General features: G+C 74.2%; 21 protein-coding genes. 11 read left to right on the forward strand and 10 right to left on the reverse strand.

Annotated elements, in window-relative coordinates:
• Positions 1-168: 168 nt before the first annotated feature.
• Positions 169-1,341, forward strand: a complete 1,173-nt coding sequence (locus OUQ99_RS15845) for an endo-1,4-beta-xylanase (RefSeq protein WP_431061531.1) — start codon at positions 169-171, stop codon at positions 1,339-1,341.
• On the opposite strand, the gene OUQ99_RS15850 is transcribed toward OUQ99_RS15845, so the two are convergent.
• Together OUQ99_RS15850 and OUQ99_RS15855 are read right to left on the reverse strand one after the other, a co-directional pair.
• Positions 1,265-2,233 carry an MBL fold metallo-hydrolase gene (locus OUQ99_RS15850; protein ID WP_267944521.1) on the reverse strand — a complete coding sequence of 323 codons (969 nt, stop codon included), beginning with the start codon at positions 2,231-2,233 and terminating at the stop codon, positions 1,265-1,267. The genes OUQ99_RS15845 and OUQ99_RS15850 overlap by 77 nt on opposite strands.
• 122 nt (positions 2,234-2,355) lie before the next feature.
• Positions 2,356-3,216, reverse strand: a complete 861-nt coding sequence (locus OUQ99_RS15855) for a serine hydrolase (protein ID WP_267944522.1) — start codon at positions 3,214-3,216, stop codon at positions 2,356-2,358.
• Between the two features lie 38 nt (positions 3,217-3,254).
• Between OUQ99_RS15855 and OUQ99_RS15860 the strand changes: the two genes are divergently transcribed.
• Together OUQ99_RS15860 and OUQ99_RS15865 are read left to right on the forward strand one after the other, a co-directional pair.
• Positions 3,255-4,223 (forward strand): LysR family transcriptional regulator, encoded by a 969-nt coding sequence (locus OUQ99_RS15860; RefSeq protein ID WP_267944523.1) that lies wholly within the window; start codon positions 3,255-3,257, stop codon positions 4,221-4,223.
• Between the two features lie 177 nt (positions 4,224-4,400).
• On the forward strand, positions 4,401-5,336 hold the full coding sequence (locus OUQ99_RS15865; protein ID WP_267944524.1) for an aminoglycoside phosphotransferase family protein: 936 nt from the start codon (positions 4,401-4,403) through the stop codon (positions 5,334-5,336).
• Between the two features lie 155 nt (positions 5,337-5,491).
• On the opposite strand, the gene OUQ99_RS15870 is transcribed toward OUQ99_RS15865, so the two are convergent.
• On the reverse strand, positions 5,492-6,433 hold the full coding sequence (locus OUQ99_RS15870; RefSeq protein WP_267944525.1) for an AraC family transcriptional regulator: 942 nt from the start codon (positions 6,431-6,433) through the stop codon (positions 5,492-5,494).
• An 80-nt stretch (positions 6,434-6,513) separates the two neighbouring features.
• Here OUQ99_RS15870 and OUQ99_RS15875 point away from each other — a divergent pair, with 80 nt between their 5' ends.
• On the forward strand, positions 6,514-7,434 hold the full coding sequence (locus OUQ99_RS15875) for an NAD(P)H-binding protein (RefSeq protein WP_267944526.1): 921 nt from the start codon (positions 6,514-6,516) through the stop codon (positions 7,432-7,434).
• 396 nt (positions 7,435-7,830) lie between these two features.
• Here OUQ99_RS15875 and OUQ99_RS15880 read toward each other — a convergent pair whose 3' ends face one another.
• The 5 genes from OUQ99_RS15880 to OUQ99_RS15900 all read right to left on the reverse strand — a co-directional run bounded on the left by OUQ99_RS15880 (position 7,831) and on the right by OUQ99_RS15900 (position 13,020).
• On the reverse strand, positions 7,831-8,397 hold the full coding sequence (locus OUQ99_RS15880) for a hypothetical protein (protein ID WP_267944527.1): 567 nt from the start codon (positions 8,395-8,397) through the stop codon (positions 7,831-7,833).
• Positions 8,398-8,653: 256 nt separating this feature from the next.
• Complete coding sequence (locus tag OUQ99_RS15885) at positions 8,654-9,838, reverse strand: GDSL-type esterase/lipase family protein (protein WP_267944528.1); 1,185 nt, start codon at positions 9,836-9,838, stop codon at positions 8,654-8,656.
• A gap of 153 nt (positions 9,839-9,991) precedes the next feature.
• On the reverse strand, positions 9,992-10,561 hold the full coding sequence (locus tag OUQ99_RS15890) for a TetR/AcrR family transcriptional regulator (RefSeq protein WP_267944529.1): 570 nt from the start codon (positions 10,559-10,561) through the stop codon (positions 9,992-9,994).
• A gap of 138 nt (positions 10,562-10,699) precedes the next feature.
• Positions 10,700-11,401 (reverse strand): pentapeptide repeat-containing protein, encoded by a 702-nt coding sequence (locus tag OUQ99_RS15895; protein WP_267944530.1) that lies wholly within the window; start codon positions 11,399-11,401, stop codon positions 10,700-10,702.
• Between the two features lie 44 nt (positions 11,402-11,445).
• The gene (locus OUQ99_RS15900; RefSeq protein ID WP_267944531.1) at positions 11,446-13,020 is read right to left on the reverse strand and encodes a PucR family transcriptional regulator; all 1,575 of its coding nucleotides are present in this window, start codon (positions 13,018-13,020) and stop codon (positions 11,446-11,448) included.
• A 244-nt stretch (positions 13,021-13,264) separates the two neighbouring features.
• On the opposite strand from OUQ99_RS15900, the gene OUQ99_RS15905 reads away from it, so the two are divergent.
• The 7 genes from OUQ99_RS15905 to OUQ99_RS15935 all read left to right on the forward strand — a co-directional run bounded on the left by OUQ99_RS15905 (position 13,265) and on the right by OUQ99_RS15935 (position 23,990).
• Positions 13,265-14,134, forward strand: coding sequence for an FAD binding domain-containing protein (locus OUQ99_RS15905; RefSeq protein WP_267944532.1), 870 nt, complete (start codon positions 13,265-13,267; stop codon positions 14,132-14,134).
• The gene (locus OUQ99_RS15910) at positions 14,125-14,640 is read left to right on the forward strand and encodes a (2Fe-2S)-binding protein (RefSeq protein ID WP_267944533.1); all 516 of its coding nucleotides are present in this window, start codon (positions 14,125-14,127) and stop codon (positions 14,638-14,640) included. The genes OUQ99_RS15905 and OUQ99_RS15910 overlap by 10 nt, the downstream gene beginning before the upstream one ends.
• Positions 14,637-16,019 carry an 8-oxoguanine deaminase gene (locus OUQ99_RS15915; RefSeq protein ID WP_267944534.1) on the forward strand — a complete coding sequence of 461 codons (1,383 nt, stop codon included), beginning with the start codon at positions 14,637-14,639 and terminating at the stop codon, positions 16,017-16,019. The genes OUQ99_RS15910 and OUQ99_RS15915 overlap by 4 nt, the downstream gene beginning before the upstream one ends.
• Positions 16,019-18,451 carry a xanthine dehydrogenase subunit D gene (pucD, locus tag OUQ99_RS15920; RefSeq protein WP_267944535.1) on the forward strand — a complete coding sequence of 811 codons (2,433 nt, stop codon included), beginning with the start codon at positions 16,019-16,021 and terminating at the stop codon, positions 18,449-18,451. Before OUQ99_RS15915 ends, pucD begins: the two co-directional genes overlap by 1 nt.
• A 212-nt stretch (positions 18,452-18,663) precedes the next feature.
• On the forward strand, positions 18,664-20,106 hold the full coding sequence (locus tag OUQ99_RS15925; RefSeq protein WP_267944536.1) for an NCS2 family permease: 1,443 nt from the start codon (positions 18,664-18,666) through the stop codon (positions 20,104-20,106).
• A gap of 237 nt (positions 20,107-20,343) precedes the next feature.
• A complete protein-coding gene (locus OUQ99_RS15930; RefSeq protein WP_267944537.1) occupies positions 20,344-22,995 on the forward strand; it encodes a molybdopterin-dependent oxidoreductase in 2,652 nt (883 codons plus the stop codon).
• Positions 22,992-23,990, forward strand: a complete 999-nt coding sequence (locus OUQ99_RS15935) for an FAD binding domain-containing protein (RefSeq protein WP_267944538.1) — start codon at positions 22,992-22,994, stop codon at positions 23,988-23,990. The genes OUQ99_RS15930 and OUQ99_RS15935 overlap by 4 nt, the downstream gene beginning before the upstream one ends.
• 227 nt (positions 23,991-24,217) lie before the next feature.
• Here the strand turns inward: OUQ99_RS15935 and OUQ99_RS15940 are convergent, their stop codons facing one another.
• The gene (locus tag OUQ99_RS15940; RefSeq protein ID WP_267944539.1) at positions 24,218-25,168 is read right to left on the reverse strand and encodes a D-alanine--D-alanine ligase family protein; all 951 of its coding nucleotides are present in this window, start codon (positions 25,166-25,168) and stop codon (positions 24,218-24,220) included.
• 56 nt (positions 25,169-25,224) lie between these two features.
• Positions 25,225-26,457, reverse strand: a complete 1,233-nt coding sequence (locus OUQ99_RS15945) for a PLP-dependent aminotransferase family protein (RefSeq protein WP_267950402.1) — start codon at positions 26,455-26,457, stop codon at positions 25,225-25,227.
• Positions 26,458-26,581: the final 124 nt, after the last annotated feature.

A 26,581-nucleotide genomic window follows, 5' to 3' on the forward strand; every position in this document is an offset into this window, starting at 1 on the left:
CGACACGCGCGACCCGACCCCGGCGTGCCCCACCGGCACACAGGCCCAGCGAGAGGAACCCCGGTGGAACCGAGCCCGCGAGAACCCGAGGAACACGGCACACCGGCGGACCACAGGCACGACACGGCCCCCGGCGCCCGCCGGGCCCCCACCCGGGCAAGGGGCGCGCTGCTGACCGCCGGCGCCCTGGGCGCGGCGGTCCTCACGGTCACCGCGACCCTGCTCCTCGCCCTGCCCGACCGGGCGCCGGTCGGCGAACTCCCCGCGCTGGCCCGCTCGCACGGCATCGGCCTGGGGGTGGCCGTGGCCGTGGACCCGCTGGCCCGCGACGGCGGCTACCAGGACGTGGTCACCTCCAACTACACCTCCGTCACCGCGGAGAACACCATGAAGTGGGAGTACGTGCAGCCCGAGCGGGACGAGTTCGACTGGAGCGGCCCCGACGCGGTGGTGGACTTCGCCCGACGCCACGGCCTCGGCGTGCGCGGCCACACCCTGCTCTGGCACAACCAGCAGCCGCCCTGGCTGTCCGAGGGGACCTGGACCGGCACGGAGCTGCGCGAGGTGATGCGCGAGCACACGGACGCGCTGCTGGGCCGCTACCGGGGCAGGATCACCACCTGGGACGTCATCAACGAACCCCTCGTCGACGACGGCCCCCGGCTGCGGGACAACCTGTGGCACCGGGTCCTGGGCGAGGACTACATCGCCGAGGCGCTGCGCATGGCCCACGAGGCCGACCCCGGGGCCAGGCTCTACATCAACGAGTTCGGCATCGAGGGCGCCGGCCCCAAGGCCGACGCCCTCCACACCCTGGTGACCGACCTGCTGGACCGCGGCGTGCCGCTGCACGGCATCGGCTTCCAGGGACACTTCGTCCACGGCTCCGTCCCCGAGGACCTCACCGAGCAGATGCGCCGCTACAGCGACCTCGGCCTGGACGTCACCGTCAGCGAACTCGACGTGCGCATACCCGAACCGGCCGGACAGGAACAGCTGGAGGAACAGGCCCGGGAGTACCGGCGGGTGGTCCAGGCCTGCCTGGACGTGCCCCGGTGCGTCAACGTCACGGTGTGGGGCGTCAGCGACCAGCACTCCTGGATCCCCGAGTGGTTCCCCGGCTACACCGCGGCCCTGCCCTTCGACGGCTCCTACCGGCCCAAACCCGCCCTGGCAGGCATGGCGCAGGCCCTGGAACGACGCCGGACAGGGACCCGACCGGGCCGGACGACCCCGCGCACGCCCCCGGGCCACAGGACACGGCTCAAAAACTCAAAGGGACCAGGTATTCGGGAACCACGACCCGCGTCCGCGGAGCGACCCGCAACACCTCCGCCGTGAACTCCTCCACACCCATCCCCTCCCCCGTCCCGTCCAGGGGCGGGTTCACCAACTCCCGCTCGAAGTGGTCCCAGTGCACGGGCACGACCGTGGCCGGCCTGTCCAGCGCCTCGATGAGCCGCGGCACGTACTCGTGCGTACTGGAGGTCGACGGCAGCGCGACCATCGCCACGTCCGGCGCCAGCCCCGCCACCTCCCGCTCCGCGAAGTCGCTCGCCCCCATCAAGAACACCGACGGCCCCGACCCCGGCCGCACCTGGAAGGCGAGGGTGTCGCCCTCCGGCAGGTCCGCGACCGTGACCGGGGCCTCGGGGACACCGACGCGCACCCCGGGGAAGAGCACCGACCTGGAGGCGTTGCGGCTGTGCAGCGCCCGGACGACCTCCACCACGCACCCGCCGAAGTCCAGAACCTCCCCGCCCCGCACCGTGGACACCTGGCCCGCGGGAACCCCCATCGCCCGGGCCAGGTGGTACGTCGTCAGGGTCCCCACGACCCGCGCCCCCGTCGTGGTCGCGATGTGGGGGACGTCGGAGAAGTGGTCCCAGTGGCTGTGGGTCACCAGGACGACGCCGTCCTCACCGAGGTCGGCGGTGTGCTCGTCCACGAGCACCGGGTCCACGACCAGCTCCGTCGCGGCGTCGAACCCCCGCTCGGGGTCGAACAGGCCGGTGGAGAACCGGGTGAGGAACGGATCCACCAGAATCGGCGCCCGCCCCGGGACATCGATGCGCCAACCACTGGTCCCCAGCCACCGGAACGTCGCACCCGACCCCCCGCCCGAGGACTCCGACGGCGCCCCCGCCACCGCACCCGCCGCCCCCGACAGCAAGGGCGTGAGCGCCCCCGCCGCCACCGCACCCCGCAGGAAACCCCGTCGTCCGATCGCCATGCGCCGGTCACCTCTTCCACCCGCTCCCGAGCCCGGCCCCGGTGGACCGAACGGCGCACAGCCAAACACGGGCTCCGAACAGGCGTCCAATAAGCAGGCGGCACCCGACCATAGGCGTTCGCCTATCGGCCCCGGTCCACCCCGGTCCGCCCCGCCGCGGGCAGCCCGGAAACCCGGCGCAGCCGCTCCACCGCACCGCGCGCCGCACGCCCCAGCGCCAGGTCCGCCTCCAGCCCCGTCCTCCCCGGGTCGGGGCCGACCGCGCACACCGCCACGGCATAGCGCGCACCGTCCGGGTACTCCACCACGCCCGCCTCCGCACGAAGCCCCGGCAGCGTGCCGGACTTGGCACTCACCCGCACCCCCGGACCGAACCCCGACGCGATCCGCGTACGCACGAGCTGGCGCGCCATGAGATCGCGGACGAACGCGCACGCCTCCGGCTGCGCGGCCCCGTCCGTCCACACCAGCCGCAGGAGCCGCGTCAGATCCGCCGGCGTGCCGGACGTGACGCGCCCCAGCACACCGGCCGGCAGGACCGCGGAACCCGCACCCCCCGGCCCGCCCTCCTCCAACAGGATCCGCAACAGGTCCCGGGGACCGCCCGTGAAACGGGTGGAACCCAGCCCCAGCTCGGCCGCCAGCAGCTGGACGGGCTCCACGCCCACCCGGTCCACGAGCAGGTCGGCCGCCGTGTTGTCGCTGACGGTCATCGCCAGGTGGGCGCAGTCGCGCAGGGACAACTCGACGTCGTCGGCGAAGTCCGCGATGCCCGACCCGCCCAGGCGGTCCGCGCGCCGCGCCACGACCCGCTCGGCCGGATCCAGGATCCCCGCCCCGGCCTGACGGGCGAACTCCAGGACGATGAGGACCTTGGCGACGGAGGCCAGCACGACGGGGACGTCCGCGAGGCGCCCCCACTCACGGGTCCCGTCGACCTCGCGAACGTGCACGCGCACGGCAGGGGCGTCGGTGGTGGTCACGGCGCTCACGCTACAACCCCTTCCGCTAGTGTCTGGCCGTGGATCTCGGACGACACCTGCGGTACTTCCTGGTCGTGGCACGCGAAGGCCACTTCGGCGAGGCGGCGGTCGAGCTGGGCATCGCCCAGCCGGCCCTGAGCCAATCGGTGCGCCGGCTGGAGGAGGAACTGGGCGTCACCCTCTTCGACCGGTCACGCCGCCGGGTCTCCCTCACCCCCGCCGGACGCCTCCTGATCTCCCAGGCCCGCGACCTCGTCGCGGGCGAGGCCCGGCTCAGGGAGACCATGCGCCGCACACGCGACGGCGAACTCGGCACCCTCCGGGCCGCTGTACGACCCGGCACCCCGGCGACGGCACTGCGCGGCCTCCTCCGGGGCATGGCCGAACACGCCCCCGGACTGGACGTCGACCTGTGCGAGATGACCGGCGCCGAACTCGTGCGCGCCCTGGGCGAGGGCACCGTCGACACCGGCCTCCTCACCACACCCTTCGAGGGCTCCGGCCTGCTCGGCGAACCGGTGCTCCGGGAGGAGCTGGGCGCGGTGCTCCCCCGGGCCGAGGCGCCACCGCACTCCGCCCCCGTCGCCCTCGCCGACCTGGCCGACCGCGAACTCGTCCTGTCCGCGCGCCGCTCGGACCCCGCCTGGTTCGAGCGCGTCCTGTCCGTGTGCCGGGCACACGGATGGACGCCTCCCAGGGTCCGGGAGGCCGGCGACGCGGGATTCCTGCTGGGCCTGGTCCTGGCAGGCCTCGGCGTGGGACTGGAGAGCGCACGGGTGGCCGCACGGGAGCCCCGCCTGGCCTGGCGCCCGCTGGAGGGCGCACCCCTGCTCCGGAACACGGAGGCGGTACGCCCCGCCCGGGACGCCCACCCGGCCGCCCCCGCCTTCGCCGAGGTGGCCGCACGGGTACTCGCCGAACACCCCCGCAGCGCCCTCGCCGACCCCCACGGGGAACGCCCCTGGTCACTGGTCTACGGAGGCGGAACCCTCACCCGCCCCCGGTGAGAACCCGGCCGGCGCCCCGCCGGACACCCCCCAATGGGAAGCGCCGCACGGACGGCGCCGGTAGGGTCGTGCCGTCCGTGACCGCCGACGAGCCGTGAGGTGTTCGGCATGCCTTAGACCCGTGGCCCCCCGCCCTTCTTCGTCACCGCCGGAACCGACGACGAAGAAGAGGAACCCGTGCACGAGACAACACCCCCACCACACCCCATCAGGGTCCCCGAGACCCTGGCGCCGCTCCTGGACCGCGAGTTCGGCACCGAGTGGACCTCCGGCCTGCCCGCACTGACCGCACACCTGCTCCGACGGTGGAACCTGCACCCCACGGGCACGCCCATGCACGGCATGGTCGCCCTCGTGGTCCCGGTGCGGCGCGCCGACGGCGCCCCCGCCGTGCTCAAGATGCAACCCGTCGACGAAGAGACCGAGGGCGAACCCCGGGCCCTGCGCGCCTGGGCGGGAGACGGAGCCGTCCGCCTCCTGGACCACGACCCGGACACCGGTGCCCTGCTCCTCGAAGCCCTCGACCCCACCCGCACCCTCGAACACGCACCCCTGGACCAGGCCCTCACCACCGTCGGCGAACTCCTCGCCCGGCTCGGCGCCCACCCCGGACCGGCCGGGGTACGCAGGCTCGCAACCATGACCCGGTCCCTGGTGGAACGTGTCCGCCCCTTCCTGACCGACGAACGGATCGACAGCCGCGCACGCCGTTCCCTGGCCCGCTGGACGGCGGTCGCCCGGGAGATGGCCGACGAACCCGGCGACCGGCTCCTGCACTGGGACCTGCACTACGCCAACGTCCTCGCACCCCTGCCCGGCACACGCCCCGACCCCTGGGTCGCCATCGACCCCAAACCGCTCGTCGGCGACCCCGGATACGAGCTGATGCCCGCGCTCCGCAACAGGTTCGCCGAGGAGGCGGCCCCCGGCGGCGCCCCCGCCTCCGTACGCCGCAGGTTCGACCGGCTGACCGGCGCCGCAGGCATCGACCGGGACCGCGCCCGCGCCTGGACCCTCGTCCGCGCCCTGGAGGACTGCCTCTGGCAGCTGGAGGAGGGAAAGCGCACACGGTTCGGCGCCACCAGGGCCGTCGCCGACGCCCTGACCGGGTGAGGCACCCGGCGGGCGGCGGCAGGGCCCGCCGCCCGGCGAGCGTGCCCCGGCCCCTCCCGGCCGACACGTCCGGGCCGGGGCGTGGGCGGGCCGCCCCCGCAGCGGCGTCCCGCCCTCCCGGGCCGAGGCGCCCGCACCCGGGACCGGCGAACCGCTCAGGCGGCGACGAGCGCCCGGCGGTACTCGGTGGGACTCACACCGCGCAGGCGCTTGAACGCCACGCTCAGCGCGAACGTGTTCGCGTAGCCCACGCTCCGGGCGATCGAGGCGACCGTGGCGTCCCCTCCGCGCAGCAGGTCGGCCGCCCTGGCGATACGCCAACCGGTCAGGTACGCCATGGGCGGCTCTCCGACCAGCGACGTGAACCGGCGCGCCAGCGAGGCCCGGGAGACCCCGCAGCCGTCCGCCAGGGCGGCGACCGTCCACGGGCGCGCCGGGGCGTCGTGGAGCAGCCGCAGGGCCCGGCCCACCACAGGATCGCCCATGGCGGCGTACCAGGAGGGGGCCCGGGTGCCGGGGCGGTCGAACCACGCACGCAGGGTGGAGATGAGCAGCAGGTCCAGCAGGCGGTCCAGGACCACCTGCTGCCCGGGCGCCCGGCAGACGACCTCCTCGGCGATCATGGAGGTGACAGGGCGGTGGCAGTCGTCCGCCGGCACCACCAGCACCTCGGGGAGGGCGGAGAGCAGGCGCCGGCTGACCTCTCCCCCGACCTCGTACGAGGCCCCGAGCAACCGGTCCGGGGCGTCGGGGCGGTCCCCGTAGGTGCGCGGCCCGAGCAGGGCCCCCTCGTCGAACTCCTCCCCCTCTGGGGTCGTGCAGAGGTCGGCGCCGTGCACCAGGCAGGTGGGCCGGGTGTCCGGACGGTCCGCCACGGTGTACGGATCGGGACCGCGCACGATCGCGACGTCACCGGTGCCGAGCGCGACCGGTTCGCCGTGCGCCGGAACGACCCAGCCACGCCCGCGCACCATGGTGGCCACGCTCAACGGCGACCGGTTCTCGAAGCGCACGGCCCAGGGAGGGGCCATGATCGACTGGCTGAACAGGGCCCCCCGGGCCCGGACTCCGTCCAACAGGTCAGCGAGAGCATCCATGTCCCCACCTTAGACGCGAAGACATCGGAGTGAGGCTTTCAACCATGGATCGTCTCACTCTCCTCCGGTTGACTCAGGGCATGACAGACACACGGAACACTGCGCGAAGCACGGCCCGGCGACCGGTCCTGGTGGTCGGCGCCACGGGCAAGACGGGCCGGAGGGTGGCGGCGCGGCTGCGCGCAGCCGGACACGAGGTGCGCGCGGCGTCGCGCTCCGGGGCATGGCCCTTCGACTGGAACGACCGCACCACGTGGGGCCCTGCCTTGGAGGGCGTGGAGACGGCCTACGTGGTCCCCTTCGACCCCGCACCGGTCGTACGGCCCTTCGTCGAGCAGGCCGAGGCCGCAGGACTGCGCAGGCTCGTGCTCCTCTCCGGCCGGGGGATCGACGACCCCGACTACCTGCCCGGAGACGCCCTGGCGGGCAGCACGCTCGTGGACGCCGAGGAGGCCGTCCGCTCCAGCGGCCTGGAGTGGACGATCCTCCGGCCGGGATGGTTCTCCCAGAACTTCGACGAGGGCTTCCTCGCCGACATGGTCGGCTCCGGCAGGATCGGGCTGCCCGCCGGGGACGGCGCGGCGAGTTTCGTCGACGCGGAGGACATCGCGGACGTGGCCGTCGCCGCCCTCACCGGGACGGGACACGCGGGTCTGATCCACGAACTGTCGGGACCCCGCGCCCTGACCCTGGCGGAGGTGGCGGCGGAGATCTCCGCGGCCACCGGACGGACGGTGGAGTACGTCGCGCTCCCACCGGAGGAGTTCGTCGCGGAGCTCGTCGGCCAGGGGGTGGGGGCCGAGGACGCCGAGGCGTTGGCGACGACGGTCTCCCCCATCCTGCGCGGCAAGGACGCGCACCTGTCGGAGGGGGTCCAGCGGGTTCTGGGACGCGAGCCGCGGGCCTTCGGGGAGTACGTGAGGAATGCGGTGGCATCGGGTGCCTGGGTCGGTTCCGAATCGGTTTCGGAAAAAAGAGGAACGGCCACCTTTACCTCGTAGATTCACGCAAGTCGCCGAGGAAGGCGGCGTGCACGCCGGGGCCGCCCCCGGCCCTCCTCCGCCGGGCACTCGACGGAGCGGCCCGCGACCGGGTCCTGACACCCGCGAGCCGGCGGAGGTGGGAGCGGGCCCCGGGGGCGCACCTCCACGGGCTCCTCCGGGGGCGTCGGCGGGCCTGAAGGTGGAACGCACGCCCCCGGCAGGAGCGCCGGGGGCGTGCGTGCGCGGAGGCGTGCCCGTGGGTGCGGGGAGGTCCCCGCGCTCCCCCGCCACCGCGCCGGTCCGGGGTACCGGGGTACGCCCTCCGCACGGGCGCGCTATGGCGGGGCGTCCTCGTTCCACCCCCCGTGACGGGTGCGCCCTCCGCGCGGGAGCGCTATCGGCACACCCTCGCGGTCAGGCCCGCGACGCCTTCCAGTAGGCGACGTCCGCGGCGCGGTTGAAGTAGGCGTTGGTGCACACGTCGTACTTGTCGCCCTCGGTGGAGTGCTGGTTGGTCTCCAGGAAGCCGCCGTTGCCGGCGTAGAGGTTCCAGATCAGGAGCACGTCACCGGTGCGCACGTGCTGGTCGGTGGGGATGGAGGTCTGCGCGAAGATCCGCCACCGCCCGGTGCCCTCGGCGCGGTCCCGGCTCTGGGAGGTCGACACGTCGTACTTGGCGCCGGCGGACTTCTGGGTGCTGCTGGCGTGGCCGTTGGTGTCGAGGTAGCCGCCGTCGCCGCCGTAGAGGTTGCGCAGCCAGACGACGTCACCGCTGAGGACGTTCGCACCGGTGGCCTTGCCCTCGGGCGAGAGGATCTCCCAGGTCCCGGTTCCCGGTCCGCGGGTGGGGGTGTCCGCGGTCTGCACCCCGTACTTGGCAGGGGCCGGGCGGTGGTTGATGCTGTCGAGGTAACCGCCGTGCCAGCCGTTGTAGCCGTTCAGCAGGTGGATCCGGTCGCCGAACCTGATCTCGTTGGCCATACAACCTCTTCCTGTACCAGTGCGCTGCCGGTGGCGGTGCTCGGCCGGGCCGGTGAGCAGAACCGGCCGACGACCACCGCCGGGACAAACGTATCCACTGGTTCACTTTGCGTAACAGGACTGTCCCGACCCGGCCAATCACACCGAATCCACCCCTGGAGCCGACCGGTGTGCTAAGCGCGCTCACCGGCGACGCGAGTCCGCCGTCCGGCGCAGGCACCGCCCGCCGGGCCCCGCGGGACGGACGGGAGGGGGCTCAGGCCGCCTTCCCGGAGAACGGACCCCCTTCCCCGAAGGCGAACCCGGCGAAGCGCTCCCCGATGCGCCGGTGCGTGGCGGCGTCCGGATGGAGCCGGTCGGGCAGGGGCAGTTCGTCGGCGTCCGCCCCGCCGTAGAGGACCAGGCCGTCCAGGTAGTGCAGGTTCGGGTCCTCGGCCGCCCGCTGCCGTACGATCCGTGCCAGCTCCTCCCGGACCACGGTGAGCGTCAGCTTGCCCTCGGCCCGCTCGGCCGGGTCCCCGTTGGCCCGGAACCGCAGCTCACCCGTCCGGAGGGCCTCGGCGTCGAAACCGCAGGGCCCGGGGGTGTCCTCGTGGATGGCGCAGTGGATCGGCGAGACGACCAGCAGCGGCGCCTCGGGGTGGCCCTCGCGGATCGTGTCGAGGAAACCGTGCACCGCGGGGCCGAAGGCGCGCAGGCGCATCAGGTCGCCGTTGACCAGGTTGAGGCCGATCTTGACGCTGATCAGGTCGGCGTCGGTGTCGCGCATGGCGCGGGCGGTGAAGGGGTCGAGCAGGGCGCCGCCGCCCAGGCCGAGGTTGACCAGGTCCACGCCGCCGAGCGATGCGGCCAGCGCGGGCCAGGTGGTGGTGGGGCTCGCCGCGTCGGAGCCGTGGCTGACGGAACTGCCGTGGTGCAGCCACACCCGGCGTCCCCGGTCCGGCAGGGGCGCTATCGGGGCGTCGGCCCGCAGGGCGACGATCTCGGTGGTCTCGTTGTGCGGGAGCCAGATCTCGACGTCCTTGTCCCGGTCGGGCAGGCCGGCGAAGCGGAGTGTGGCCGCGGGACCCCGGCTGTGCTCCACGGCGCCGGTCGCCAGGTCGACGCGCAGGGTGTCACCTCCGGTCGCGACGGCCTGGTCGGTGAGGCGGCCGTCGACGAGCAGGTCGTACACCCCGGCGGGACGGGGCGGCGCTCCCGGGTAGACGCGTCTGGTGGGCACCGTGTCGAGTTCGACGGCGGTGGCCCGAGTGCGGAAGGCCAGGCGCACCCCGGAGGGCTGGGACTCCGCCATGGCGAGCTGCGGGTCGGCGCACTGGGCCCGGGCCCGGGCGGGGAGCCTGTGCGGGAGCAGTCCGCGTTCGGTGCGCTCCAGGTCCAGGGCTCCGCGCAGGAGCTCCGGTGTGACGGTCGTGGTGGTCCAGTCGTCCTGGGCGTGCATGGTGGCGGCCTCCTGTGGTGGTCGTGTGTGCGTGGTGGGCCGGTCCGGCGCCCGGGCACGGCAGGACGGCGCCGAGGCGACAGCTCACCTGAACCGGTGCCGGAACTGGGCACCGGCACCGTGCGCAAGGGGCGGGCGGGTGTCCGCCGCAGTTCAGGCCGCGGGCCAGTTGCGCAGCAGAGCGTCGAGGGCGTCGATGGTCCGCGACCAGGTCTCCTGGGTGTCGGGGGCGCTGTGGCTGAACCCTCCCCCCATCTCCAGGGTCACGTAGCCGTGGAAGACGCTGCCCAGCAGGCGGACCGCGTGGGTCTGGTCCGGTTCGTCCAGCTCGTAGCCGCGCAGGATCGCCCGGGTCGTCCGGGCGTGCCTGACGCCGGCGCTGGCGGCCGCCGTCTCCGGGTCGAGTCTGAGCTGGGCCGCCTCGTAGCGGCCGGGATGCTCGCGGGCGTAGTCGCGGTAGACGTTCGCGAGAGCGCCGAGGGCGTCCTTTCCCGCCCGGCCCGCCACGGCCTCGGAGGCCCGGTCGGCCATCTCCTCCAGGGCGAGCAGCGCGATCCGGGTCCTCAGGTCCCGGGAGCTGCGCACGTGCGAGTACAGGCTTGCGACCTTGACGTCGAACCGCCTGGCCAGCGCCGAGGCGGTCACGTTCTCGAAGCCGACCTCGTCGGCCATCTCCGCGCCCTCCCGGGCGAGGCGCTCCGGGGTCAGTCCCGCGCGTGCCATCATGCTTTCTCCGTTCGCCTTGAAGTACCCTACTTCTCCCTAAAGCCTTTAGGCAAGTCCCGTCAGATCGAAGGCCGACGGGGATGGGAAAGGGCCGGGCCGTCCGCGAGGTGCGCGACGGCCCGGCCCGAAGGGCTCCTACTCCACGACGGTGATGCCGAGGGCGCCGAGGATGAGGCCGGCCTGGGCCGGACTGATGTTGGCCCCCCGCAGGTACCCCGCCTGGTCCAGGCCGAGCTCGCCCAGGTCGGCCCCGCGCAGGTCCGCGCCCGCGAATCTGGCGTTGACCAGGTTGGCGCCGCGCAGGCGCGACTCCTTCCACACGGTCTCCCGCAGGTCGGCGCTCGCCAGGTCGGCCTCGTCCAGGCGCAGGCCCTCCAGCGTGCGGCCGCGCAGCGAGAGCCCCTTGCAGCGGGCCAGCATCATGTTGCACTGGGAGAACGTGTAGCCGATCCCCCGCAGCGAGGTCAGCCCCGCGCCGGTGAGCCGGCACCCGGTGAACACCGTGTCGGTGAGCAGCGCGCCCTGCCAGCGGGTGTTGGCGAGGTCCATCCTCTCGAAGCGGGTGTCGGCGCACTCCGCCCCGGTGAAGAGAGCCCCGGGCGCCCCTCCTCCCGTGAACCTCGCGCCGTCCAGGACGGCGCGCTCGAACCGGGCGCCGTCCATGCGGCAGTCGGCGAAGACGGCATCGGTCAGGTCGGTGTCCCTCAGGTCGGCGCCGGAGAGGTCGCACCGGGTGAACACGCGCGGGGCGGATACGGCGTCGGCCAGGACGTCGCGCAGGTCGGAGTCGGACAGGTCCGCGTCCGTGGTCTCTGGAGAGGAAGGGTCGGTACTCATCGCGAGGACCCTAGCGGTCGCCGGTGACATCCGGCGCCGTCCCCTCAGTCGCGGAGCTTGAGGGCGAGGAACAGGTCCACTCTGTGCTCCAGGCTGCTCAGGTCCCGCCCGGTCAGCTCCTCCACCCGTCCGATCCGGTACCGCAGGGTGTTGACGTGGACGTGCATGGCGGCGGCGCAGCGCTGCCAGGAGCCGGAGTGGGCGAGGAAGCGCTCCAGGGTGTCCACCAGCTCGGAGCGGTGGTCGCGGTCGTAGGCGAGCAGCGGTCCCAGGAGGCGCTCCCGGTAGGAGGCCTGGACCTCCTCGGGGACCGAGGCGAGCAGGAGCTCGTGGGAGTCGATCTCGGCCCCGGCGATCACGCGGGACCGTCCGCCCCGGAGCTCGGCCAGCCGCCGGGCGTGGCGCGCCTCCACGGCGGCGCCGCGCAGCTCGGGGATGCCCCGGGCGGCCGAGCTGAGACCGATGGCGAGGCGGTGGTCGAGCAGGCCGCCGTCCAGCACCCGGGCGCGGTGGAGGAGCCGGGCACGGATCTCCTCGGCCCGCGCGCGGGCGTCGGTCCCCGCGCCGGCCACCGGGAGGATCGCGAGGGTGTCGGTGTCCCCGGTGACGACGGCGCCGGGGTGGTCGGCGACGAGCTCGGTGACCACCCGCCGGGGCAGGTCGGGCACGCGGGGCTCGGGCAGCATGACGGCGCTCACGACGACGTGGCCCCCCTCGTCGGCGCCCGTGGCCGTCCCGGTTCCGCGCATCAGCTCGGTGACCTCGTCGAAGCGCTGTGCGGCCAGCAGGCGCGGCAGCCCCTCCAGGTGGCGCGCGTCGGCCAGCGCGCGTTCGTCGGCGCGGCTGCGGGCGAGGCCCGCGACGGAGGCGAGCTCGGCGACCGCCTCGTGCTCCTCGTCGGTCCAGGCGGTGTGGTCGCCGGCGCAGACCATCAGCCAGGTGGCGAGGGGGTGGGACTCCTTGGTCTGGACGGGGACCACGGTCAGGACACGGCCCCCCTCCTCCGGCAGGCGCGTGGTGTGCGGGAAGTCCTGCCAGGTGAGCGCCTTGGCGGCGATCCACTCGCGGTCGGCCGCCGGCAGCGGCGCCCCCGAGGAGGCGACGTGGCGCCCGGTGGAGGAGATCACCCAGGCGGTCCGCCCCTCCTGCGCGGTGGCGGCGGTGAGCGCGTCGGAGAAGTCGGCCCCGGCGGCGACGTCGGCCATCAGCCGGCGGTGGCGGTCGCGGGTCTCGGCGATGGTGGTGAAGCGGCGCTGGGTGAGGGAGCGCAGCACCTCCTCGGTGACCGCGCCGAAGGACGTCTCCGCCGGAACCTCGACCAGGGGGATGTCGTGGGCCCGGCAGGCCTCCACCAGGTCGTCGGGGACCTCGCCCAGGGCGGTGCCGGCCCCCAGGGCGACGGCGCCGGCCCCGACCACGGAGGACACGAAGGCCTCCGAGTCCTGGGGGCGGGTACGCCACATCATGCCCGTGAGGACGAACTCCCCGCCGCGCAGGTAGCGGGCCGGGTCGAGCAGATCGGTGGTGTACGCCCACCGCAGGGTGCGGTGCGCGTGCTCCGCTCCCGACAGGAACCTCAGGTGCAGCCGCTTGATGGCGAGCAGCTCACTGATCTGCATTGACGTCCTTCTGTGCTTGTGCGGACGGGTGTTCGCCCGTGACCGGTGGGCGGCGGTGGGAAGGTTTTTCGGAAACGCCGCTTGTAGGAAACGCCCAACCCTAACGGTTCGTTCCAGGATCACTTCATGTCATCACGTTCTGGCCGGGCCCGTGTATCGGTGTTGTACTTCACAACAGCAACGGACCGAGCAGGGGTTGCGCGCCCGCCGACGACCTGACCGAACCCCGACGACGAGGACCAGCATGGAATTCCTGAGCCCCTCCACACTGGAGGAGGCGCTCGAAGCGAAGAGCGCCCATCCCGACGGGCTGCCCATCATGGGCGGCACCGACGTCATGGTGGAACTCAACTTCGACAAGCGGCGCCCGGCCGCCCTGATCGACCTGACCCGGATCCCCGAACTGGCCGAGTGGGGCGCCGAGGACGGCTGCACACGCCTCGGCGCGGGTGTGCCCTACACCCGGATCATCGAGCACCTGTCGGCGGCGGCGCCGGCACTGGCCAAGGCCTCCCGCTCGGTGGCCTCCCCGCAGATCCGCAACCGCGGCACCGTGGGGGGCAACCTTGGCGGCGCCTCCCCCGCGGGGGAGGCGCACCCGCCGCTGCTCGCCACCGACGCCGTGATCGAACTGGCGTCGGTGCGGGGCAGGCGCCGGGTGCCCGCCCGGGAGTTCTACCTGTCGTTCCGGACCACGGCCAGGCGTGACGACGAGCTGATCACGGCGGTCCTGCTGCCCGAGCCGTCGGGGCCCCAGCAGTTCGCCAAGATCGGCACGCGCAACGCGATGGTCATCGCGGTGACCTCCTTCTCCCTGGCGCTGGACGCGGAGCGCAGGACCGTGGGCACCGGCCTGGGCTCGGCCGGCCCCACACCGCTGCGGGCCGAGGCGGCGGAGGAGTTCCTGGCCGGGGAGTTCGACTGGGAGGGCGGCGCACCGCTCCCGGAGGCGGCCGTGCGCCGTTTCGGGGAGCTGGTGGCCGCGGCCTCCCGTCCCATCGACGACCAGCGGGGCAGCGCCGGGTACCGCAGGCACGCGCTCTCGGTGATGGCGCGCCGCGCTCTGAGCTGGTCCGTCACCGACTACAGGAAGGAAGCCACGCGATGCGCGTGAGTTTCAACGTCAACGGCGAGGACGTGACCGCCGACAACGTGTGGCCGGGCGAGAGCCTGCTGTACGTGCTGCGTGAGCGGTTGGGCCTGCCGGGCAGCAAGAACGCCTGCGAGCAGGGCGAGTGCGGTTCGTGCACGGTGTACTTCGACGGCGTGACGGCGTGCTCGTGCATGATCGCCGCCGGGCAGGCCGAGGGGCGCCGCGTGCGTACCGTGGAGGGCCTGGCGCAGGGGTCGGGCAAGGGCCCCGAACGCGAGCTGGGCACGGTGCAGGACGCGTTCGTCGAGGCGGGGGCGGTCCAGTGCGGCTTCTGCACGCCGGGGCTCCTCGTCCAGACCGACGACCTGCTGGAGCGGACCGTGGGGGCGGGCCTGCCCGCTCCGGACGACGCCGAGATCCGGGAGGCGCTGGCGGGCAACCTGTGCAGGTGCACCGGGTACGAGAAGATCATCGACGCGGTGCACCTGGCGGCCGAGCGCCATGCGGGAACCGGGGGCGGGGCATGAGCGCGGCGGACACCGTGGCGGGGACCGGCCGGGCCGTGGTCGTGGAGGGCGCGCACGTGGTCACCGTCGACGGGGCGGAGTACGCCGACGGCCACGTGGTGGTGCGCGACGGGAGGATCACCGCCGTGGGCGCGGGCCCGGCCCCGGCGGCCCCGGGCGCCGAGCGCGTGGACGGGCGCGGGTGCCTGGCCACGCCGGGCCTGGTGAACACGCACAACCACCTCTACCAGTGGGCGACGCAGGGGCTGTTCGCCGACGGCACGCTCTTCGAGTGGCTGGTGGGGTCCTACGAGATCTGGGGCCGCCTGGACGCCGCCGTGGTCTCGGGGACGACCTCGGCCGGGCTGGCCCACCTGGCCCTGTCCGGGTGCACGACCGCCTCCGACCACCACTACATCCACCCCTCGGGGCGCGGGGACATCGTGGCCGCCGAGGTGGAGGCCGCCCGCGAGGTGGGGGTGCGCCTGGACCTGGCCCGGGGGTCGATGGACCGGGGCCGGAGCCAGGGCGGACTGCCCCCGGACGGCGTCGTCGAGACGCTGGAGGGGGCGCTGGCCGGGACCGCCGCGGCCATCGACGCCTACCACGACCGCGCCGACGACGCGATGACGCGGGTGGCCGTGGCCCCCTGCTCGCCGTTCTCCGTCTCGCGGGAGCTGATGGTGGAGGGCGCGGCGCTGGCCAGGGACAGGGGGGTGCGGATGCACACCCACCTGGCGGAGACCCTCGACGAGGAGGAGCAGTGCCTGGCCGAGTTCGGCTGCACCCCCGTGGAGTACGCGGAGAAGCTGGGCTGGCTGGGCGAGGACGTGTGGTTCGCGCACGCCGTGCACCTGTCCGACGCGGCGATCGCGAGGATCGCCGCGACGGGCACCGGCATCGCGCACTGTCCCACCTCCAACGCCCGCCTGGGCGCGGGGATCTGCCGGGTCACCGAGCTGCTGGACGCGGGCGTGCGGGTCGGGCTGGGCGTGGACGGCCCCGCCTCCAGTGAGCTGACGCCCCTGGCGGGGGAGATGCACCAGGCCCTGCTGATGGCCCGTGCCCGCAAGGGCCCGCAGGCGCTCAGCGCGCGCCAGGCCCTGGAGATGGCCACCCTGGGCGGTGCCCGGGTGCTGGGCCGCGACGCGGAGCTGGGCTCGCTGACGGTCGGCAAGCTCGCCGACATCGCGCTGTGGCGGGTGGACGGGTTCGGCTACGACGTCGTCGCCGACCCGGTGGTGGCGGCGGTCTTCGGCCCCACCCCGCCGCTGGAGCGGCTCTGGGTCGGCGGGAGCACCGTCGTCGACCGCGGCGAGCTCCGCACCCTGTCCGCCGAGACGGCCGCCGCGCGCGGCCGGGCCGCGCACCGCGCACTGACACAGGAGGTGAACCGCTGATGGCGGCGACGACCCGTACCGTGACCGGCCTGACCAGCACCACGAAGGACGGGGTGGGCGCGAGCCCGCGGCGTCCCGACGGGACGCTGAAGGTGACCGGTGAGTTCGCGTACTCCTCGGACATGTGGATGGAGGACATGCTGTGGGGGGCGACCCTGCGCAGTCCCCACCCGCACGCCGAGATCCGCGGCATCGACGTCACCGGGGCCCTGGAGGTTCCGGGTGTGCACGCGGTGCTCACGCACGAGGACGTGCCCGGCGAGAAGCGCTACGGGCTGGAGTTCCAGGACCAGCCGGTGCTGGCCTTCGGCAAGGTCCGCTACAAGGGGGAGCCGGTCGCGGTGGTCGCCGCCGACCACCCGGAGACGGCCCGGCGCGCCATGGAGCGCATCCGGGTGGACTACGCGGTGCTGGAGCCGGTCACCGACTCCCGGCGCGCGGCGATGGACCCGGACTGCCCGCCGGTGCACGAGGCGGGGTCGCTGCCCGAGCACCCCGAGTTCAACCAGCGCGGCAACCGGCTGCGCCACCAGCCGATCCGCACGGGCGCGTTCGCCGAGGCCGCCGGGGCGGCCGCCCGCGAGGGCGCGGTGCTGGAGAGGCTGCGGTCGGAGGCCGCCGTGGTGGTGTCCTCCGAGTACGAGGTGGGCATGCAGGACCAGGCCTTCCTGGGCCCGGAATCGGGGATGGCCGTTCCGGCGGAGGACGGCGGGGTGGACCTGTACGTGGCCACCCAGTGGCTGCACGTGGACCAGCGCCAGATCGCCCCCGCCCTGGGGCTGCCGCAGGACAAGGTGCGGCTGACCCTGGCGGGCGTGGGCGGTGCGTTCGGCGCGCGCGAGGACCTGTCGATGCAGATCCACGCCTGCCTGCTGGCGCTGCGCACCGGCAGGCCGGTCAAGTTCGTGTACAACCGCGAGGAGTCCTTCTACGGGCACGTGCACCGGCACCCGGCGAAGATGCGCTACGAGCACGGCGCCTCGTCCGACGGCAGGCTGCTGTACGCCACGGCCGAGGTGGTCGTGGACGGCGGCGCGTACGCGTCGGCGACTCCCGCGGTGGTGGGTGTGGCGTCCTCGCTGGGCATCGGCCCCTACGAGGTGCCCAACGTGCTGGTCGACGCCTACGGCGTGTACACGAACAACCCGCCGTGCGGCGCGATGCGGGGGTTCGGCGCGGTGCAGGCGTGCTTCGCCTACGAGTCGCAGATGGACAGGCTCGCGGCCGAGCTGGGGATGCACCCGGTGGACCTGCGGATCAAGAACGCGTTGTCGCAGGGCTCGCGGATCATCACGGGCCAGGAGATCGACATGCCGCTGCCCATGGCGGAGATGCTGCAGCGCTGCCGCGACCTGCCGATGCCGCCCGAGCGCGGGGCGCTGCCCGACCCCGGCGACCTGCGCACCCTGCCCGGCGGGGTGGCGGGGACCACCCGCGGCGAGGGCGTGGTGCGCGGCGTCGGCTACGGCGTGGGGCTGAAGAACCTGTGCTTCTCCGAGGGCTTCGACGACTACTCCACCGCCCGGGTGCGGCTGGAGGTCGTGGCGGGCGAGCCCGTGGTGATGGTGCACACCGCCGCGGCCGAGGTCGGCCAGGGGCTGGTGACGGTCAAGGGGCAGATCGCCCGGACCGAGCTGGGCGTGGAGAAGGTCGTCATCCACCCCTCCGACACCCAGGTGGGCTCGGCGGGCTCCTCCTCCGCCTCTCGCCAGACGTACATGACGGGCGGCGCCGTCAGGACGGCGTGCGCGTCGGTGCGCGCCGCCGTGTTCGCCCTGGCCCGCGAGCGCGGGCTGGTGCCCGGCGACCTGCCCGACACCGACCTGGCCCTGGCCGGCGGCAAGGTGGTGTCGGCGACGGCCGGAGCGCTGGTGTCGCTGGCGGACCTGCTGGGCGAGGCGGCGCAGGGCGGTGTGGTGGTCGAGGAGACCCGTGAGTTCCACCACCGGCCCACCGAGATGCTCGACCCGCTGCTGGGCCAGGGCGCCTCGCACACCCAGTTCGGGATGTGCGTCCACCGCGCCGTGGTGGACGTGGACGTGGACCTGGGCCTGGTGAAGGTGGTGGCCCTGGACGCGGTGCAGGACGTCGGCAAGGTGATGCACCCTCAGCAGCTGGCCGGGCAGATCCAGGGCGGGTCCGCCCAGGGCCTGGGCCTGGCGCTGATGGAGGAGATCCTGGTGGAGGACGGCGTGATCCGCAATCCGTCGTTCACCGACTACCTGATCCCGACGATCCTGGACACGCCCCCGATGCGGATCGAGGTCCTGGAGCATCCGGACCCGCACGCGCCGTACGGGCTGCGGGGCGCCGGCGAGCCGCCGACGCTGTCGTCGACCCCGGCGGTCGTCGCCGCGGTGCGCGCGGCGACGGGGCGTCCGCTGACGCACGCACCGGTGCGGCCGGAGGACATCGTGGGCATCGACCTGTAGCCCGTCGGGGCGCGGTGGGCGGGGAGCCCCGCCGCGCCCCGTGGACCCCCTGCTCCCGCTCCCCCGGTCCGTCGGCCCCGCCACGCGGGTGCCGCGGCCGGTCGGCGCCGGGACGGTACCGTCCCGGCGCCGACACCCAGGTGACTACACACGGTAGCTCCCCCCTCACCTATGGTGGCTCCATGCCGCCCCGTTTCCCTCCAGGAGGGGACATGACCCGAAGTGAGCGCGCCCGTAGGCGCGAACAGCCCGCGTCCGCCACAGGTCGATCCTGGCTCGACCGCTTCTTCTTCATCGGTGAGCGCGGCTCCGGCATCGCCCGCGAGGTCCGGGGCGGTCTCACCACGTTCATGGCGATGGCCTACATCATCGTCCTGAACCCGATCGTCCTGAGCGGCGTCGCCGACGTGAACGGGGACACCCTGTCGGCCGCACAGCTGACCACCATGACGGCCCTGGCCGCGGGCCTGGTCACGATCATGATGGGGGTGGTCGGCCGCGCGCCGATCGCCTGCGCCGCCGCCCTCGGGGTGATGGCGGTCGTCGCCTACCAGGCCGCCCCCGTCATGTCCTGGCCCGAGGCGATGGGCCTGGTCGTGTGGCAGGGCGTCGCCATCGTCGCGATGGTCGTCACCGGTGTCCGCACCGCCGTGATGAACGCGCTGCCGCACGACCTCAAGCTCGCGATCGGCGTGGGCATCGGCCTGTTCGTGTCGCTGATCGGCCTGGCCAACGCCGGTTTCGTCAGCAAGGGCGACGGTGACGGCCTGCTCCAGATCGGCGCCTCCGGCGACGGCGGGCACCTCCTGGGCTGGCCCCTGCTGGTGTTCGTGTGCGGGCTGGTGCTGGCCGGCGCGCTCCTGGCGCGCGGCGTCCCCGGCGCCATCTTCTACGGCATCGTCGGCGCCACGGTGATGGCCGTCGCGGTGCACTACGCCCTGGGCCTGACGCCGGAGGACTGGGGCGGCGGCGCGCCCCAGCTGCCCGCGAGCCCGGTCGCCGTGCCCGACTTCGGGCTCCTGTTCCAGGTGGACATGTTCGGGGCCTGGACCACGGCGGGGCCCACGGCCGCGGGGGTCATCCTGTTCACCCTCGTCCTGGCCGGGTTCTTCGACGCCGTCGGCACCATCCTGGCCATCGGCGCCAAGGCGAACATCGCCGACTCCGCCGGGAACATGCCCCGGGTCAACCAGATCCTGGCCACGGACGGGACCGGGGCCGTGGTCGGCGGCCTGACCAGCTCGTCGGCCACCCTGGTGTTCGTGGAGTCCACGGCGGGGGTGGGCGAGGGCGCCCGGACCGGGCTGGCCAGCGTGGTCACGGGCCTGCTCTTCCTCACCGCCATCGTGTTCGCCCCGGTGTTCGCTATCGTCCCGGCCCAGGCGGCATCGGTGGCGATGGTGCTGGTGGGGGCCCTGATGATGACGCAGGTGCGCGGCATCGCCTGGGACGACATGTCCGTCGCGATCCCGGCGTTCCTGACGATCGCGGTCATGCCGTTCGCCTACGACATCGCGAGCGGTATCGGCATCGGCATCATCGCCTCCACGGTCCTGAGGTCGGCACAGGGCCGGTTCCGGGAGGTGGGCTGGCTGATGTGGCTGCTCAGCGCCGTGTTCGTGTTCCACTTCTCGATGCACGCCCTGGGGCTCTGACCCGGCACGCCCCCGCGGGGCCGGTGCGCACCTCGGCGCGCACCGGCCCCGCCGTCGTGGGAGCACGGGCGCCGCCGGCACGCGGCGGGTCGGCGGCGCCCCCGGAGCGGACCGCGGAACGCTGACCTGCGCCCCGGCGGAAGCGTCCGCGGCCGGTGTCCGAAGGGCGTTGACAGCCCGGCAGAGCCACCCTAAGTTGACATTGACAACTTTCATGCGCACCAGGGACGGACACCCATGGACCACGTCACGGTCAACGGCGCACGGCATCCCGCACCCGTCGACCCCGAGACCAGCACCGCCGAGCACGTGCGCGACCGCCTCGGCCTCACCGGCACCAAGATCGCCTGCGGCGGCGGAGTGTGCGGCGCCTGCACGATCCTCGTCGACGGCTCCCCCACCGTCTCCTGCCTCCTGCCCTCCGACCGCCTGGCGGGCCGCACCGTCACGACGGTCGAGGGCCTCGGCGGCACCCACCCCGTCCAGTACGCCTTCGCGGCGCACGACGCGCTCCAGTGCGGATACTGCACCCCGGGGTTCGTCGTCTCCGCCTCGGTCTTCGTCGACACCTGGCGGGCGGACCACGGCGACACCCGGCCCGACCGCGACACGATCGCCGAAGCGCTGTCCGGCCACCTGTGCCGCTGCGGCGCCTACGAGGGGATCTTCGCCGCCGTCGCCGCCGCCTGCGCCGGGGAGTTCGACTCCCGGCCGGACCGGGAGCCCCCCCGCCGCGACGCCGTCGACAAGGTGACCGGACGGGCGCGGTTCAGCGCCGACCTGGCTCCGCACGGCCACTGGGAGGGGGTGATCGTCCGCTCGACCCACGCCCACGCCCGCGTGCGCGCCGTCGACCCGGGCGCCGCGCGCACCGGGGACGCCCCGGAGGACACCGCCGCAGCCTCCGGAACCGCACCCGTGTTCACCGACCTGCTCGGGGAGGACCGCACCGTCCGCTACGTCGGCCAGCCGATCGCCGCCGTCGCCGCGCCGACCTCCGCCGGCGCCCGGGCGGCCGCGGCCGCCGTCCGGGTCGACTACGACCCGCTCCCGGCCGTGCTCGACGCCGAGGCCGCCCGGGCGCCCGGGGCCCCGGTCCTCTACCCGACCCGGGCCGAGCGGGCCGCCGCCCCCAGCTACGGCGAGGCCCCGACCCCTCCGGCCCGGTGGGAGGGCAACCTGCGCGGTCCCGGCACCCTGAGCTGGCGCGGTCCCACCGCCGTGCGCAGGCTGCGCCGGGCCGCGCGGGCAAGTGACCCGCTCCTGGTCTCCGGGGAGTTCACGACCGCCTCGCAGGCGCACAACCCCCTGGAACCGCACGTGTGCGTGGCCTCCTGGGAGCCGGGGGGCGACCTGTACCTGCGCGTGTCCACACAGGCCGTGGCCAAGACCGCGGAACGCGCCGCGAAGCACTGGGGCCTGCCCCTGGACCGGGTGCACGTCGTCAGCGAGTACGTCGGCGGCGGGTTCGGCGCCAAGAACGCCCTCTCCGCCGACATCGTGGCGTCGGTGGAGCTGGCCAGGGCCGCCCGCGCGCCGGTACGGGTCGCGTTCGACCGCGCGGAGGAGCTGACCGACGCCGGGCACCGGCCCGCGGCCCGCACCCGGGTGGCGCTGCTCGCCGACCGGAACGGGGACCTGGCCGCGATGAGCGTGGACTCCCGTGGCGAGGGAGGGGTGTCGGTCGGCTCCTCCGCCGCCGCGCTCGCCTTCATGATGTACGGCCGCTCGCCCCGGCGGGTCCGCGACTTCGACGTGGTCACCAACCTGCCCCCCGGCATGCCCATGCGCGGCCCTGGCGGACCGCCCATGGCGTGGGCGCTGGAGCAGGCCGTCGACATGATGGCGCACCGGTTGGGCGAGGACCCGCTGGCGCTGCGCGCCCGCTGGGACGGCAACCCCAAGCGGCGCGCCCTGTACGCGCGGGCCGCAAAACTGGACCTGTGGCGGGACCGGCCGCGCGGCCCCCGCTCCGGCCGCTTCCGGCACGGAGTGGGGGTGGCCGCCGCGAGCTGGCTCTACCTCCTCGGGCCGCAGGCCAGGGTCGAGCTCTCGGTGGAGGACGGCTCGTTGGTGGTGCGATCGTCCACCCAGGACATCGGCACCGGGATCCGCACGGTGCTCGCCGGGGCCGTCGCCGACAGGCTGGGCGTGCCCGCCTCGGACCTGCGGGTGGAGATCGGGCGCAGCGGGCCGGTGCACGGCACCGGGTCGTACGGTTCGCGCACCACCACGTCGATGGGGCCCGCCGCTGTGCAGGCCGCCGACCGGCTGCGCGACGCCCTGCGGGAGCGCTCCCCCTCGGTCCCCGCCGTCGGCCCGGTCCCCGAGCACGCGTTCAAGGAGGCCCTCACCGCGGCCGAGGGCGTGCGCGTGGAGGGCGGGCGCGGCCTGGACCGCTGGGGCCAGCTCTCCCCGAACATGGCCGACGACCTGGCCCTGGGCCGGGGCCTCAGCGGCGCGGTGCACGTGATGGAGGTGGAGGTGGACACCCTGCTGGGCCGGGTGCAGCCCACCCGCTGCTGGGCCGGGATCGCCGCCGGCCGCGTCTACGCCGAACGGCTGGCCCGCAACCAGTGCGAGGGCGCGGTCGTCCAGGGGGTCGGGTACGCGCTGTTCGAGGAGCGGCGCCACGACCCCGCCACAGGGGTGACGCTCACCGACAACATGGAGGACTACCGGATCCCGGGGCCGGGGGACGTGCCCGAGACCGAGGTGTACTTCCACGAGGAGGGGTTCGAGCACGTCCCCGGCGGCGGGATCGGCCTGGGAGAGGTGTCGGTCGTCGGCGTCGCCGCAGCCCTGGCCAACGCCGTGCACGACGCCACCGGCTGGCGGCCGCACGAGCTGCCCGTCCGTCCGGACCGACTGATCGAAGGACTGCGATGATCACCGTCACACGACCCGCGACCCTGGACGAGGCGCTGTCCGGACTGGACGGCACGGGCGCGCTCCCGCGCGCCGGGGGAACCGACCTGACCGCCTGCCTGGGATCGGGGGTCATCGGCTCCGCGCCGGTGGTCGACCTGTCCGGCGTCGGCGAGCTGCGCGGGGTGGACTGGCTCCCCGACGGATCGGCCCGGGTGGGCGCCCTGACGGGCGTCGGCGAACTGGCCGGGGACCCGGGGCTGGCCGACGCCTACCCGGCGCTGGCCGCCGTGGCGCGGGTCCTGGCCACCCCGCAGGTACGCGACGCGGCGACCCTGGGTGGGAACCTGTTGCAGCGCAACCGCTGCTGGTACCTGCGCAACCCGGCCTTCGACTGCTTCCAGACGGGCGGTGACTCCTGCCCCGCCCGTTCGGGCGACCACCTGTACGGGGTGGTCGTGGACCAGGGGCCGTGCGTGGCCCCGCACCCCTCGTCGCTGGCGGTCGCCCTGCTGGCGCACGACGCGACGGTGCTGGTCGCGGGGGCCGGCTCCACGCAGCCGGAGGAGAGGCCGGTGGCCGACCTGTACGACGGGGCGGACCCCGCCCGGGACCACGTGCTGGCGCCGGGCCGGGTGCTGGTGTCGGTCTCCCTGCCGGTTCCGGTGCGGGGCGAGCGCTCCTCCCACAGGAGGGCGACGGGACGCTCCCGCTCGGAGTGGCCGCTGGTGGAGGCGGTGGCGCGGCTGGACTGCGGCGTGGACGGCGCCGGACCGGTGACCCGGGCGGCCGTGGCCGTCGGCGGGGTGGCACGCACCCCGCTGAGGCTGCCAGGCGTGGAGTCCGCCCTGGTCGGCGCCCTTCCGGGGCGCGCGCTGGGCCCGGAGGCGGAGGACGCCCTCGCGGACCTGGCCTCGCTGTGCTCCCCGCTCCCCTCCACCGGGTACAAGGTGGACCTGCTTCGCGCCACCGTGCGCGACGTGCTCGAACGGGCTCTGGGGGTCCCCCGGTCCTGAGGCGTGGGAGACCCCGCCGGGCGCGGGGCGGCGTGACGGCACCGGTCCGCGCCCACGGGCCCCGGGCCGGCGGCCCGGGTGCGGGACGGAGGCCGTGCCGCCCGGCGGCCGCGCACGCCCGAACGCCCGGCCGGGGTGCCCCGGCCGGGCGTTCGGGCGTGCTGTTCCGATCGGGTCGGCGGGTTCGGGCGCCGCAAGGGCGCCCCGCGTCCGCCGGGCGGCTCCGGTCAGTGCCGCAGCAGCGCCTGGTGGGCGAGTTCGCGGCACACGACCGCGAAGTCCAGCCCGGCGGCGGCCGCCGCCATCGGGAACGTGGAGGTCTCGGTCAGCCCCGGGGCGACGTTGGTCTCCAGGAAGGTGGCCCGGCCGTCCGCCCCCACGATGAGGTCGGTGCGGGAGAAGTCCCGCAGCCCCAGGACGCGGTGCGCGGTCAGCGCCACCTCCGCGGCCGCGGCCAGGGCTTCCGCGTCCAGGCGGGCCGGGCAGAAGAACTCCGTGCGGCCGGCGGTGTAGCGGGCGGCGTAGTCGTAGACCCCGCCGTCCGGCACGATCTCCACCGGCGGCAGGGCCACCGGACCGTCGCCCGTGTCCAGGACCCCCACGGCGAGCTCGGTGCCCTGGACCTGCTCCTCGACCAGGGCCGAGTCGCTGTAGGCGAAGCAGGAGACCAGGGCGGTGGACAGGCCCTGCACCGACGTCACCGGGGCGGCGCCGAAGGCCGACCCGCCCCTGTCCGGCTTGACGAACAGCGGCAGGCCCAGGCGCTCGGCGAGCCGGTCGAGCAGGGCCGGGGCCCCCAGGTCGTGGAACGCCGACTTGGGCAGCGCCGCGCCGCGCGGCACCCGCACGCCCTGCTCGGCGAGCAGGGCCTTGGCCGCGGGCTTGGAGTAGGCCAGGCGGCAGGCGGAGGGCCGGGCGCCCACGTAGGGCACCCCGACCAGTTCCAGGACCTCCCGGATGGCGCCGTCCTCGCCGGCGGACCCGTGCAGGACGGGGAAGACGACCTGCGGCGGGTCGTCGGAGAGCCGGTCGAGCAGGGTGGAGTCGACGTCGGCGACCTGGACCTCCACGTCCAGTCGGCGGAGCGCCTCGGCGACGCTGCGCCCGGAGTGGACGCTCACCTCGTGTTCGGGGGACAGGCCCCCGGCGAGAACGAGGACACGGTCAAGGTCGGCCACGGCGCCAACCTCCTTCTGTGCTGCGGTCATGGTGCTTGGTGCCTTGCTCGGGGGTGTCAGGGCAGGTCGGGGGCCGGCGACTGGTGGCCCTCGGTGCTCGGGGCCAGGGTGGTGCCGAACGTATCACGCAGGTCGACCTCCCCCTCGATGGCGCCGACGAGGCGTCGCACGCCCTCCCGGATCTGCTCGGGCGTGGGGTAGCAGAAGCTGAGGCGCATGCTGTCGCGCCCGCGGCCGTCGGCGTAGAAGCCGGTGCCGGGGACGTAGGCGACCCGCTCGGCGACGGCGCGGGGCAGCATCGCCTTGGCGTCGATGCCCTCGGGCAGGGTGGCCCACACGAAGAACCCGCCCTCGGGCCTGGTCCAGGTGCACCCGGCGGGCATCATCGCGGTCAGCGCGTTGAGCATCGCGTCGCGGCGCTCGCCGTACATGGAGTTGAACGCCTTGATCTGCTCACGCCACGGGAAGGTGTTGAGGTAGCGGCGCACGACCAGCTGGTTGAACGTCGAGTGGCTGAGCATCGCCGACTCCGCGGCCAGGACGAGCTTGGCGCGCACGGCGGCGGGCGCGAGCGCCCAGCCGATGCGCAGTCCCGGGGAGAAGGTCTTGGAGAGCGATCCGAGGTAGACGACGTTGCCCTCGCTCTGCGAGTACAGGGTGGGCTCGGGTTCGCCGTCGTAGCGGAGGAGGCCGTAGGGGTTGTCCTCGACGATGAGCACGTCGTGGCGCTCGCAGGCCGCGACCACCTGGGCGCGCCGCTCGGCGCTCATGGTGATCCCGGCCGGGTTCTGGAAGTTGGGGACGGTGTAGAAGAACTTGACCGGGCGGCCGTCCAGCTCGGCCCGGACGAGCGCCTCCTCCAGGTCGGAGGGGATGACGCCCTGGTCGTCCATCGCCACGTGCCGGATGTCGGCCTGGAAGGCGGCGAAGGTGTTGATCGCGGTGACGTAGGTGGGGGCCTCGGTGAGGACGATGTCGCCCGGGTCGACGAACACGCGGGTGAGGAGGTCGAGGGCCTGCTGGGAGCCGACGGTGACGATGACGTTCTCGGGGCTGGCGGTGACGCCCTCCAGGGCCATGTACTCGCAGAGCTGCTCGCGCAGGACGGGGTCGCCCTGGGCCGATCCGTACTGGAGTGCGGCCGTGCCCTCCTCGGAGACGACGTCCTTGACGAGCTCTCCGATCTGGTCGAGGGGGAGGGCGGAGACGTTGGGCATTCCCCCGGCGAGGGAGACCACCTCCGGCCTGGAGGCCACCGCGAAGAGTGCCCGGACCTCCGATGCGACCATTCCCTGTGCTCGACGTGCGTAGCGGCCGACGTGGGGGTCGATGCGCGAGCCCTGTTGCGCGGGCTGCTGCTCTCGGTGGTCAGCGGACACGGTCCACCTCCGAAGGAAGGACGGTCTGAGGGGC

This window comes from Streptomonospora nanhaiensis, from assembly GCF_026642255.1.
In the GTDB taxonomy this organism is placed as follows: domain Bacteria; phylum Actinomycetota; class Actinomycetes; order Streptosporangiales; family Streptosporangiaceae; genus Nocardiopsis; species Nocardiopsis tropica.